The sequence below is a fragment of the Dasania sp. GY-MA-18 genome (genome assembly GCF_024734385.1).
In the GTDB taxonomy this organism is placed as follows: domain Bacteria; phylum Pseudomonadota; class Gammaproteobacteria; order Pseudomonadales; family Dasaniaceae; genus Dasania; species Dasania phycosphaerae.
Window position 1 is genome coordinate 200,072 of sequence record NZ_JANHAP010000007.1, and the last position, 12,757, is coordinate 212,828.

A 12,757-nucleotide genomic window follows, 5' to 3' on the forward strand; every position below is an offset into this window, starting at 1 on the left:
TAGTCAGCCTTTGATGATTTGTTGTGAATGTGTTTTTTATAATTACGTGTATCGTAAGAGGTTATTGTGTCTAAGAAAAAATCCAATATTCGTGTTGAGTCTGATCTTTTGGGTGAGCGCAAGCTACCTTGGGATGTCTATTACGGTGTGCAAACGCTGCGCGCCGTAGAAAACTTTTCGATTAGCCATATCAAAGTAGGAGACTTTCCTCACTTTGTTAAAGCTTTAGCCATGGTAAAAAAGGCCTGTGTTAAAGCTAATTTAAAACTGGGCTTAATCGATAAAAAAATTGCCACGGCCATTGCCAGTGCCTGCGACGATGTTATTGCTGGTCACTATAACGATCAATTTGTGGTGGATATGATACAAGGCGGAGCAGGCACCTCCACCAATATGAATGCCAATGAGGTGATTGCCAACCGAGCGCTAGAGATACTAGGGCATGAGAAGGGCCGCTACGACATAGTTAACCCCAATAATCATGTTAACTTGTCGCAGTCTACTAACGATGTTTACCCCACGGCTATACGCCTGTGCTTAATTTTAAGTGCGCCGGAGTTATACGAAGCTATTGCGGGTTTAGGTTATCAATGCAAGCAGCGAGCGGTAGATTTTTCGGATGTGATAAAAATGGGCCGCACCCAGTTGCAAGATGCTGTGCCCATTACCTTAGGCCAAGAGTTTGAGGCCTACTACGCCAACTTAAAAGAAGATTTAGAAAAGCTTAAAGAAGTGGCGGGCAGTTTTAGAGAAATTAATTTAGGCGCTACCGCTATAGGTACCGGCATTAATACCGACCCTGAGTACTCCAGCTTGGCTATAGAAGAGCTGTGCTGGATAGCTGATATGCACTTTATCAAGGCTAGTAACCTGATAGAAGCTACCAGTGATATGGGTGACTTTGTGCTGCTGTCTAGCTTGTTAAAGCGCACGGCGATTAAAGTTTCAAAAATGTGTAATGATTTACGTTTGATGAGCAGTGGCCCAAGGGCGGGCTTAAATGAAATCAATTTACCTGCTATGCAACCTGGTTCATCCATCATGCCGGGCAAGGTTAACCCGGTAATCCCCGAAGTGGTGAATCAGGTTGCTTACCAAGTTATAGGCAACGATTTAACCGTGACCATGGCCGCCGAAGCAGGGCAGTTAGAGTTAAATGTGATGGAGCCGGTTATAGTCTTTAATATTTTGCGCTCTATGCAGTTTTTAACCAATGCGTTAAATACCCTGTCGGCTAAATGCGTAGCCGGTATTACTGCTAATAGAGAGCACTGCAAAAACATGGTGTATAACAGCATAGGTATAGTGACGGCGGTTAACCCTTACTTGGGTTATCAAACGTCAACACGCATAGCAAAAGAGGCCCTAGATACTGGGGCCAATATTATTGACTTGATTAAGCGCGACGCCTTATTAACTGATAAGCAGTTGGCGGATATTTTGAAGCCAGAAAATATGACCCAGCCGCGTAGGCAAACGCTAACGACTTAGTGGTCTATTGCTAACGGTAAAAAGTTAGTTGATTAAAAAGGCTTGTATACCAAGGTATGCAGGCCTTTTTTGTGTGCGTTGAAGGTGATTTTTATAACTGCGCTAAGGAGTCACTTTGTTGGAGTAAATACCTGACAGTAAAGGTTTAACCATACTGGTATTGCAAGGCATAGTTTGATTTAGATTAGCTAGAGAAAACGGATAGAGAAAATAGATTGAGAAATTAGAGAGAGAAGATGGACCCTCACACTAGCATTGCGCAACAGATATTTCACTAGGCAAAAAAAGGGCGAGCCATAAGGCTCACCCTTTGCCAATCCCAATCACTACAGCTTAACGCTGTGAGGGATCTTTATAGTTGGAGTAGGTAAGTTGCGTGGCGATATGGCCAGCAATATGTTTAGCATCATGCCAAACACCCCAGATAAAAGTTGAGCCACGGCGTGATAACCAGGGTAGGCCCACAAAATAAACTCCCGGCTCGCTAGAAACACCACGCTGATGTTTAGGCTTACCTTGTTCGTCAAAAGCGTTTACTTTTAACCAACTGTAATCAACAGCATAACCTGTTGCCCAGATGATGCTGGTTACACCGGCTTCGGCTAGATCCAGCTCTAGTAAAGGATTGCTTAGGCAGTCGGGGTCGGCTAGCATTTTTCTGGCTTCGGGCTCTTCGGGTAGATCTAGGCCATTGCGCTCTATATAAGCATCGGCGGCATCTAACAACTCTAAATAATTTTTGTCGCCGTTGGCTATGTTCTCTACCAAGTCAGGCTGTAAAGTCACGCGGGTGTTATCAAAAGATTTAGTCATACCCAGTAAGGTAATGCCCTGGTGAGCTAACTCGCGGAAGTCTACGGTTTTGCCGCCATGGGCGCCACTGACGGCGATGGTGACATGCTCGGTGCCAGGCTTCATTGCTTCTGCATCCCATTCACCTAATACACCTAACCACCAGCAAAAATCACGGCCGCGGTAAGCGCGTGGGGGTCTATCGTGAGGGCCTACCGAAAGATAAACTTTTTTACCTGCGCGTTGCAGTTCGTCAGCGATTTGTACGCCCGAAGACCCCGCGCCTATTACCATCACGTTACCCGCTGGTAGCTGCTCGGGGTTGTAATAATCTGCCGAGTGTATTTGTTGAATATTGTCATACTGTGGCGCAATGGGTGGGATAACTGGGCGCTGGAAAGGCCCTGTTGCGGCCACCACGCGATTGGCTTCGATAACGCCTTCTGAGGTTTCAATCGTGAAGCCGGGCTTGCCAACATTGCGTTCAACTTTTTTAACCTCTACGCCGGTACGTATGGGGGCGTTAAACTTTTTGGCATAGGCTTCAAAATAATCGGCAATACGATCTTTGGGCGCAAAAGCGTCGGGGTCTACGTCGTCAAAATCTAAACCGGGAAAACGGTCATGCCAGGCAGGGCCATTAGCGACTAGTGAGTCCCAGCGGCCAGTGCGCCATTTTTCGGCAATGCGATTGCGTTCTAAAACGATGTGGGGCACATCTAGCTTGCTCAAGTGTTCGCTCATGGCTACACCGGCTTGGCCGCCGCCAACAACAAGTGTATCTGTTTTTTCAACTGTCATGTCTGTGTCCTTTATAAGTACTTTATCTATTTTTCAAGCTAATACTGGCGTAAATGTTTTTTGCATAGGGCGTTTTAATGGCGCCGTATGCGGTTAATCTTGTTTGCAAACTAGCGTTAGGCGGCCGGTATGGTCATCACTGGGCTGCCGTTCTATCTAGGCCTATATGCAGCTCGAAGAGTGCTTATGGTGTGGCAAGTAGATAGTGGTAATAGCCTGCTTTGATTGCTGATTTAGCTTATGAGGAAATGCTGCATTGGTAAAATATCATTAACTTTCTAAGTGTATTAAAAAAAGTAATCCAGAGATGGCTGGGTTTAAAGTCAATACATATGGGTATAGATAAGCGCTAAGCCCTGTTGTTTTTAAGCTACGGTTTAGGGTATAGCTGGCGTTAGCTGGTGAATTAGCTAAGGTTATCTAATTGATCAGTTAATAATATTTTATTAATTAACTGCAGCTACTTATTCTTGCGCCAAGTCATAACAACCGCGGCATGCAAACCGGCTGCTAAACCTAGCCTGCGAGTTGCATGTTGCCAGTCCAATTTGATGCGAATTTGCAGGCTCGCTACTGAGTCATTTAATAGCGGCACTGCCCAGCATTAATTTTTAGAGGAAACAGCAATGCCTACACACGAACGGATAAGAATGTTCAATACTAAAGAGACCTACCCCAACCAAAAGTTGGATAATGATCTCTGTCAGGCGGTTAGGGCGGGAAATACCGTTTACGTCCGCGGCCAAGTAGGAACAGACTTTGAAGGAAACTTGGTTGGCTTGGGCGATCCTGCCGCCCAGGCCGAGCAAGCCATGAAAAACGTTAAGCAGCTGTTGGAAGAAGCTGGCTCTGATTTAACTCATATTGTTAAAACCACGACCTATATTACAGATCCGCGTTTTCGTGAAGATGTCTACGGTGAAGTGGGCAAGTGGTTAAAAGGGGTATACCCCATCTCTACTGGATTGGTGGTGTCGGGTTTAGCTCAGCCCCAATGGTTGATGGAAATCGATGTGATTGCGGTAATACCCGATTAATAGAGTCCACGCTAAACATTTGTGGATAATTAACTCCCTAACCAGGCCATTATTTGCATCGCCTGGTTTTGTGTTTACAAGCTATAGGAATTGATATGACCTTCTCTTTAGTCGCGAGATGCCCCGACAGCGGTATGTTTGGCACTGTGGTAACTTCATCCAGTATTTGTGTGGCTAGCCGCTGCTCTTTTGTAAGGCCTGCGGTGGGTGCCGCGCAAAGCCAAAACATTACCGACCCCGAGTTAGGCCCCAGATTGTTGGATTTATGTGAGCAGGGTTTATCTGCCCAAGAGGCCATGGCGCAGGTAGTGAAAGAGACCGAAAAAGTGCAATGGCGCCAGCTCGGTGTGGTTGATAAAAACGGTGGTACGGCTTGCTTTAGTGGCAGCGAAACTTTAGGCATACACGCCATGGCAGAGGGTAAAGACTGTGTGGCTATGGGTAATATGCTAGCCAATACCGAAATACCCGCAGCCATGGTGGCAGCTTTTGAGCAAGCGGTAGGCACATTAGCAGAGCGTTTATTAATGGGTATAGAGGCTGGTTTGGCAGCCGGTGGGGAGGCCGGCCCCATACACTCTGCCGGTTTATTAGTTGCCACCGCCGATATGAGCTGGCCGGTGGTTAACTTGCGAGTGGATTGGGAAGACGAGCCCGATTATGCCATTGCCAAATTGCGCAGCGTTTGGAGCAATTACCTGCCACAAATGCAAGCTTACATAGTCCGCTCAGTAACCCCTGAAAACTCAGATCCCTATGGTGTGCCCGGAGATCCGGCTTAAGCACATCACAGGTACAGCCTTTAAGTGTTAAGAGATAATATGGCCGATATAGCAAGCATAGAATTAATAGAAAAGTTGATACAGTTTGATACCACCAGCTATAAATCCAATTTAGAACTGATTGAATTTGTACGCGATTATCTACTCAGTTTTGGCGTAGAGTCGCAACTGGTATACAACCCCGAGCAAAGCAAAGCTAATTTATACGCCACCATAGGGCCGCAAGATAAACCCGGCGTGATGCTATCCGGCCATACCGACGTGGTGCCGGTTACCGGCCAAAACTGGCATACCGATCCATTTACCGTGGTAGAAAAGGATGGCCTGCTCTACGGCCGCGGCACCGCGGATATGAAAAGCTTTATCGCCATAGCTTTAGCTTTTGTGCCAGAAATGCAGCGTGCTAATTTAACAACGCCTATACATTTAGCCTTTTCTTTTGATGAAGAAATAGGCTGTGTAGGCGTTAGGCATTTATTAACAATGATGGAGGATATGCCGCTGCGCCCCGCCATGTGCATAGTGGGTGAGCCTACCAGCATGCAGGTGGTTAATGCCCATAAAGGCAAGCTGGCGCACAGGGTTACAGTTAATGGCTTGGAGGCGCATTCCAGTTTGCCACATATAGGCGTTAATGCTGTGGACTATGCTGCCGAGCTGGTGGTATTTATCCGCCGCTTGGCGCAAGATTTAGCTGAACAAGGGCCTTTTGAAGAGGGCTTTGAGGTGACTTATACCACCTTGCACACTGGCAAAATCGCTGGTGGCACCGCTTTAAATATAGTGCCCAAGCAATGCACTTTTGATTTTGAAATACGCAACATCCCCGGCCAAGACCCGCAGCCCTTATTTGAACGCATACAGCAATTTGCTATTACCGAGTTAGAACCGCAAATGAAAAAACTGGATGCCAGTTGTGGCTTTGAGTTTGAGCAACTATCCGGTTACCCCGGTATGTTTACCCCGGCCGATGCCGAAGTGGTTAACTTTGTGCAAAGCTTAAGTGATGTGCAAGGCCTAAAGAAAATCACCTTTGGTACCGAGGGCGGTTTATTCACCCAGCGCTTAGGCATACCTACGGTGGTATGCGGCCCCGGTAATATAGAGCAGGCCCATAAGCCCAATGAGTTTATCGCCGTAGACCAGGTGGCTGCCATGAATGCTTTTATGCGTAGGTTGATCGCGGCTTTGTCCTAACTGCTTGTGGGTAGAGTCGCAAGGTAAAAATAGCAGATGAAAAAAAACCCCTTTGATAAGGGGTTTTTTGGTTTTTAGTCAGGGGTAAATATTAGAAACTACGCCTTACCGTTAAGGTTAGGTTTCTGGGTTTGTTGATAGAAACCCGTTGCGTAGTACCCCAGCGTTGGTTAAAGAATTGCTGAGCCCTCTCATCGGTGATGTTTTCCAGTTTAAGGCTGCCGCTCCACTCCTCGTTGGACATGCCTATGGCAAAGTCCATAGTTTCATAGCTTTCTTGCTTAACCACTGAGCCTTTAATTGCTGTGGCGCCTAAACCTTCAATAGAGTTGACGGAGTCACCATAGTAGCTGTAATCAAACTTCACATAGGGGTCCATACCAAACCATTGGTTTTGGAAGTTATACTCTAGCCCTAAGCTACCTTTTTGATCCGGTGAAATTGGCAGTCTGGTGCCATCTTCTACCTGTGCAACAACAACAGGTGCGCCATCAATTTGCGAAATAACGGTATCATCTTTCGATAAGGCCGCGTCAAGATAGGAGTGAGTTAAGCTGGCCTCTAGGCCCTCAGTGATGGCAAAAATAATTTCAGTTTCTAGCCCCTCAATCTCGGCTTCAGCAAAATTTATCACGCCAGTGGAGAATACATCTTCTTGCGGATCATCCACTTGCAGCTGTATATCTTCCCAAGTCATCTGATAATAGGTCATGTTAACGCGCAGTCGGTTATCCATCCATGACGTTTTAAAGCCGACTTCATGGTTGATCAGGAAGTCAGAGTCATATGAATCAGGAATCACCGATCGTTGTTTGACCGAATTGCCGCCACCACTGCGGAAACCTTCAGAGTAAGTGGCAAAGACCATTTTGTCGTAGTCTATATAGTATTTAACACCTAGTTTTCCAACGAAACCGTCTTCAGATACTTTGTCGTCTCCGACGTTGTTAACTAAATCTTCGGAAAAAATTGGGTCCCTGTCATCAGGGGCTAAGCCCCCTTGGAATAGTTTACGGTCACGTTTGTTTTCGTACCAGCGACCACCTACGGTAACGGTAAAGTCTTCAGTTAGGTCTATATTGGCTTCACCAAATATTGCCATGTCTTCGATTTCAGAGTCATAAACACCAAAGAACCAATTGTTGGTGTTACTCCAAGATCCGTAATCCTTTCCATTGAGGGAGTGTTGCTCGCACGCATAGTAAGCGGGGTGGGCGTTTGGTGTGGCGTCGTAATTAGCCCCAATCCTATCACCGTTGGAGTCACGTTCAAATTCGGCACAGGCAAGATTGTTAAGATAGTAGAATGCTTTAGTATCTTCAAAACCTTCATTGACGCCTGATCTAAATACCGTACGGCTGGTAGTCTTGTTATAAAAAATACCAGCTATGGCATTCCACTCACCATCGTCACCTTCAAACTTTAAGCGGGCCTCTAGGCTAAAGCGATCTTCTTCGGAGTCTTCAGTCGCCTTACCTCTAGGATCACCGCTAAAATCCGTTGGGCTATAATTATTGATATTGCCAAAATCATAAAACATGAAATCGACATCGTAATAGGCGGGAGGATTGCTTGTATTGTAATTAACTTGGTCCCGGTCAGAAATACTCTGAAAGTCTGCAAAGTAATCTGTAGAGTCTGCTTGATAAAAGCTGTCGCGCTCAAAATAAGCTGCACTGACTACTAGTTCAGCAAAACCTAAGTCGCCTTCAAGCGTTAAGCCGATTTGATACCACTCGTCTTCAGAGTATTCATCGTTATAGCGTACATGCTCAAGTTCGCCTACATCTAGATTGGTGTCACCAAAACCATCAAGCTCGGTTTTTTGGTATACCACCATGGCATCCATTAACCAATCGTCGTTGATATCCCAGTGTAAGGCGGCTCTAGCACCGCTTTCTGTGCCAGAGTTGATATTTTTTTCAAGGTTGTCGCGGTTGTCAAACGTGCCGCCGGGGCTGTATAGGCCCCCAGGGCTGCTCTGTAAGACATTGTCTATATAGCCAGCTTCTTCAAAACTAAAGCCAACTAGGCGTATGGCCATATTGTCATTAATTGGTATGTTGACCATGGCGCTAATGCCACCTTCGTCACTGCCGTGCTCTACATGACCCAGTTCGCCTTCGATCCAGGCACTAAAGCCGGAGGGATCTGCCTTATTGGTAATAATGCGAAGCGCGCCTGATTGTGAAGAGTCTCCAAATAACGTGCCCTGTGGGCCGCTCAAGGCTTCAAGGCGCTCTATATCAATCATGCGTGGGTTGGCATTAGCACCGTCAGAGGTGATGGGCTGCTCATCCAAATACACCGAGCTGGATGAGTTAGTGCCAAAAGAAATAGGGGAGGTAGCCACACCGCGGAACACTACCGAGGTGCCACCGGGTTCACGCCGTGAAAAAGATAGAGCCGGGATTTTTTTGGCATATTCATCTATGCCTACAAACCCTTGTTTTTCAATATCAGCTGTAGTGAACGCAGTAATCGCCTGCGGTACATCTTGCAGGTTTTGCATCTCCTTGGTCGAAGTTACGATCACTTCTTCTAGTACCGGAGCGGCGTGGGCGGTTTGTAAAGCAAAGACCGAGCTAGATATAAGTGCGGCTAGGGTCTTGCGTCTATAGGGTAGGGCGTTAGTAGGGGGGAGCTTGTCTTTCATTATATCTCCAGTGTGCATTTATTGTTATAGGTTCGTACCTTTTTTCACCTTAGTTGATTATTTTTTGATTGCCAATAGCAGAGTATTAAATAAACATAGTGAATGCCTGTTCAGTCAGTAAAATCGTTGGAAACACTGTATTTACAGAGGTACATAGAGCCCAAAACTGGGCCGTATTCCGCTAGCTATGAAATTTTTTCATATAGCTATGGATAGTTTTAATAGCGCTTAGTAATTTACAGTTGACCTGGCTGGCTGCGGTGATTATGGTTTTGGCAGTGATAATAATAAAGAGTAGGAGAAAGGTGATGGATATAGGTGTTGCGCTGCGGGATTTAGGCCAAGTGGATAGCACTGCCCTAATCGAACGCGTATTGGGGTTTGATGAGCAAGCATGGGTAGAGAACTCTTATAGGCAAAAGCAATACGACGTCCATACGTTGACGGAGTCGGTGGTGATGATTTTTACCGATGGTAAAGGCTGGCCCAATATAGAAGTGTCCAAAGAGTCAGGGTGGGACTTATTGGCCGACGTGGCTATGCCCTTAATGCATAAAATAATTGAACGGCATTACCCACCGGGTGGTACGATTATCCGCGCTATGGCTGCCAAACTGTTAGTAGGCGGAGTTATTAAGCCCCATGTTGATGCCCACCCTTCCTTTCATGTGGGGCATAGAATTCATATTCCCATTACCACTAATTCGCGGGTGCGTTTTATGATAGACGGCAAGCCTAATCGTTTAGCGGTGGGCAACGCCTATGAAATCAATAATCAAAAGCAGCACAGCGTTATGAACAAGGGTAAGGAAGATAGAATTACTTTCATTTTTGATTATGTACCTCCAGAACAATTGCAAAGAATGCAGCAAATGCAACAGGCCAGCCAATAATATATAAACCAGATTTGAGAGTATTATGACTAAATTAATTGCTACCTCGGTAGTGCGTGGCAGTCATCAGGGTGAAAGCCACGGCGGTGTCTATTTAGTAGATTTTGATAATGAAAAAACCGTGCAGGTGGTAGATTGGAATACTGCCGATATAGATTGGCAGGGACGTGGTTGGGATAGGGGCTTGCGCGGCATAGCCTTTGATGGTGACAGAGTTTTTATTGCCGCCAGTAATGAATTATTTGAGTACACCCCAGACTTTAAACAAGTAGCCTCCTATAAATGCCCGGCGCTAATGCACTGCCATGAGATTTTTGTATATAAGCGCCGTTTGTATTTAACCTCTACTGGCTTTGATGCGATTTTGGCTTTCGATTTAGATAACAACCAGTTTTGTTTTGGCTTACAAATAAAAGAGTTGTCCAATGGTGGCGGCTATGGCGGCGGCACTTTTAATCCCAACTTAGCCAAGGCAGTTTCACAAAGTAATGAGCTGCATTTTAATAATGTGTATTGTGATGCTAAAGGCTTGTATCTTAGCGGCTTAAAAACTCGCGGCCTCTTACGCTTTGATGGTCGGCGGGTAGAAAAAATTATGTCGCTACCCAAAGGTATGCACAATGCCAGACCGTATCGCAATGGCGTCATTTTCAATGATACTGCCTCAGATGTAGTGCGTTACGTGATAGAAGATGATGAGCATCTGTGTTTTAAAGTGCCGCAATATGCCCCAGAAAAATTATTAAACACCGAGATGGATGACACCCGCATAGCTAGGGCAGGCTTTGGTCGCGGCCTCTGTGATGTGGGTAACGGAGTGATAGCGGCTGGCTCGTCACCGTCAACCATTGCCTTGCATAACGTCGATACCCGTAAGACCTTTGCGCAGGTTAACCTAACCATGGATATACGTAATGCTATACATGGTTTGGAAGTGTGGCCGTTTTAGCAGTCTCTAGTCGCTAGTTCAAAGTCTCTAGTTTTTTCTAGCGACTAGAGGCTATGAACTAGCGACTAGCCTAGATATTTCTCATACCTAGGCAATATATCCTCCAATACCTCTTTAAGCTCGCCTAGTTCTGATTCATAGCGGCGCCATTTGCCTATGCTGCGGGTGTATATGGGTTGGCGTACTTGTTCGGAGCTGGGCGTGCGTATGGCTCTGTCAGTGTTGTGGAAGTTTAGGCAGGCGTCTTCCCAGGGCAGTTCTAAATAATCCAGTATACGGCGTACCTGGCCTTCTAAATCGGCCACGGTTTCTTCGTATTGGCAGGTTAATATTTTACCGGGCATTACTTCATGCCAGTGATCCATTAGGCGTTGGTATTGTAGGTAATATTCACCTATGTCGGTTTGATCGTAGGAAAAAGTCTGGCCGTTTGCATAGAGCTGGCGCAGGTTGCCTACGCAGGCATCCATGGGGTTACGCCTGGCATCTATTATTTTGGCGTTGGGTAATATGCAGTGTAAAAAACCTAGGTGTGGGAAGTTGTTAGGCATTTTATCAATAAAATAGGGTTTGTTTTCTAGGCGATGAGTCTGCGCTGCGTCTAAGTAATCTTGCCCTAGCTTTTTTAGATGACGTTCTTGCAGCTCCATAACGGCTTCGGGGTAGTTGACGCCATCTATTCTATTCTTATTTAAAGACAGCGCTGTTCTATTTAGGTAGGGGAGTTCAGCAGTGCCTTCTACCATGCTATGACTGGCTATAATTTGTTCTAGTAGTGTGGATCCCGAGCGCGGTAGGCCTACAATAAAAATAGGCGCTGGATCTGAATTTCCATTTTGGCTTAATGTATTAATATTCTCAGCATTAAAGGTTTGAATAATTCTATCATTAGTAACCTCGGTGTGAACTGGGTCGTAGTTAATTAAATTTCTTTGTTCGCTATTACCCAACTGATAATAGTGCCACGCTTTGTTATATTCTTTTCTATCGTCGTGAGCTTTTCCTAGAGCGAATAAAAAATTAACTCTAGACACAGGATTGAGGTCCTCTTTTTTACTTTCGCTAATCATTGTTTCTATTTGAGGGTCGGTAAATTTATAAGTTTTTAAATTAGCTAAGCTCCAGTAAGTCTCCCCGCTGCTGGGTAATACTTCTATACATTTTTCATACGCGGCTATGCCCTCCTGCAGCTGACCTATAGTTTTTAAGTTATGCCCTAAATTTAATAAGGCGCCTGGGTGGTTGGGGGCCAGCTCTAGACATTTTTTATACATAGCTATGGCTTCATCTAGCTCGGCAATGGGGGCCAGCGTGCTAGCAAGTTGCATGTAGGGCATAGGGCGATTGGGGGCTATACTGATGGCATGCCTAAACTGAGTTATGGCTTCTGCATAACGGTTTTGATCTTTGTATAGCTTTCCTAAGTCCATCACGGCTAATAAAAAATCCGGCGCTAATTTTATCGCTTTTTTTAGAAAACGCTCGGCATCATCATAATGGTTTTGAGTGCTTGCAATCTGTGATAAAAAGCGTAGGGCATCGACATTATTTGGGTTTTTTTTAAGCACTTGGCGATAGCCTTTCTCGGCATCGTCGAGTTTTCCTTCTTTTTGAGCTTTAGCGGCTTTCGCCATGGCTTTTCGTTCTGGCGATAAGTTGAAGGCCTGTTCGTAAGCTTTGTCCGCCTCTCTGCCTCGGCCTAAGTTGGCTAGTGTTTTGCCTAGGTTAAAATAAGCATCTGCCAGGCTAGGGTCCAAGCGCACAGCTTTTTCTAAGTAAGATAAGGCTTCATCAAAGCGCTCCTCGGTGACCATTAATATTCCTAAGTCTTCATAGGGCTTGGCAAAAGTAGGAGCTAAATCTATAGCCTGTTTTAGGTTACGCTCGGCTTTTTCTATGTCATTGATTTGAAGATAAATCGCCCCCAGTAGAGCGATCATGTTGACGTCTTCATTATTACGCTCTATGGCTCGCAGGCATAAGTCTATGGCTTTTTGTGCCTTGCCAGTGTTGAGATATTCGATGGCTTCATTAAAAACTTCTTGGGAGGCGGTAGTTTGCATGGGCTACTTCTCGGTTTTGTTGCAGGGTGTGGTACGTATTTTTATCGTTATTGTGTCGCATCTACAGGTTTGCTTGCGATGCATTAGCCCGATAAT

The 12,757-nt window shown here is 45.5% G+C and carries 9 protein-coding genes; 6 read left to right on the plus strand and 3 right to left on the minus strand.

The features are described 5' to 3' along the window. Positions 1–66 precede the first annotated feature (66 nt). On the plus strand, positions 67–1,491 hold the full coding sequence (gene aspA / locus NO559_RS10235) for an aspartate ammonia-lyase (RefSeq protein ID WP_258331729.1): 1,425 nt from the start codon (positions 67–69) through the stop codon (positions 1,489–1,491). 333 nt (positions 1,492–1,824) lie between these two features. Here the strand turns inward: aspA and NO559_RS10240 are convergent, their stop codons facing one another. Further along, complete coding sequence (locus NO559_RS10240) at positions 1,825–3,084, minus strand: NAD(P)/FAD-dependent oxidoreductase (RefSeq protein WP_258331730.1); 1,260 nt, start codon at positions 3,082–3,084, stop codon at positions 1,825–1,827. Positions 3,085–3,710: 626 nt separating this feature from the next. Between NO559_RS10240 and NO559_RS10245 the strand changes: the two genes are divergently transcribed. From NO559_RS10245 to argE, 3 genes are all read left to right on the plus strand, one after another. Beyond that, entirely contained in the window at positions 3,711–4,121 is a 411-nt protein-coding gene (locus NO559_RS10245) for a RidA family protein (protein WP_258331731.1), read from the plus strand. A 95-nt stretch (positions 4,122–4,216) separates the two neighbouring features. Further along, positions 4,217–4,903 (plus strand): DUF1028 domain-containing protein, encoded by a 687-nt coding sequence (locus NO559_RS10250; protein ID WP_258331732.1) that lies wholly within the window; start codon positions 4,217–4,219, stop codon positions 4,901–4,903. A gap of 39 nt (positions 4,904–4,942) precedes the next feature. Continuing rightward, positions 4,943–6,100 (plus strand): acetylornithine deacetylase, encoded by a 1,158-nt coding sequence (argE, locus tag NO559_RS10255; RefSeq protein ID WP_258331733.1) that lies wholly within the window; start codon positions 4,943–4,945, stop codon positions 6,098–6,100. A 91-nt stretch (positions 6,101–6,191) separates the two neighbouring features. On the opposite strand, the gene NO559_RS10260 is transcribed toward argE, so the two are convergent. Further along, positions 6,192–8,756 (minus strand): TonB-dependent receptor, encoded by a 2,565-nt coding sequence (locus tag NO559_RS10260; protein WP_258331734.1) that lies wholly within the window; start codon positions 8,754–8,756, stop codon positions 6,192–6,194. A 308-nt stretch (positions 8,757–9,064) separates the two neighbouring features. Between NO559_RS10260 and NO559_RS10265 the strand changes: the two genes are divergently transcribed. Continuing rightward, complete coding sequence (locus tag NO559_RS10265; RefSeq protein WP_258331735.1) at positions 9,065–9,649, plus strand: aspartyl/asparaginyl beta-hydroxylase domain-containing protein; 585 nt, start codon at positions 9,065–9,067, stop codon at positions 9,647–9,649. Positions 9,650–9,674: 25 nt separating this feature from the next. Continuing rightward, positions 9,675–10,598 (plus strand): hypothetical protein, encoded by a 924-nt coding sequence (locus NO559_RS10270; protein ID WP_258331736.1) that lies wholly within the window; start codon positions 9,675–9,677, stop codon positions 10,596–10,598. Positions 10,599–10,663: 65 nt separating this feature from the next. Here NO559_RS10270 and NO559_RS10275 read toward each other — a convergent pair whose 3' ends face one another. After that, a complete protein-coding gene (locus NO559_RS10275) occupies positions 10,664–12,661 on the minus strand; it encodes a tetratricopeptide repeat-containing sulfotransferase family protein (RefSeq protein ID WP_258331737.1) in 1,998 nt (665 codons plus the stop codon). Positions 12,662–12,757 lie beyond the last annotated feature (96 nt).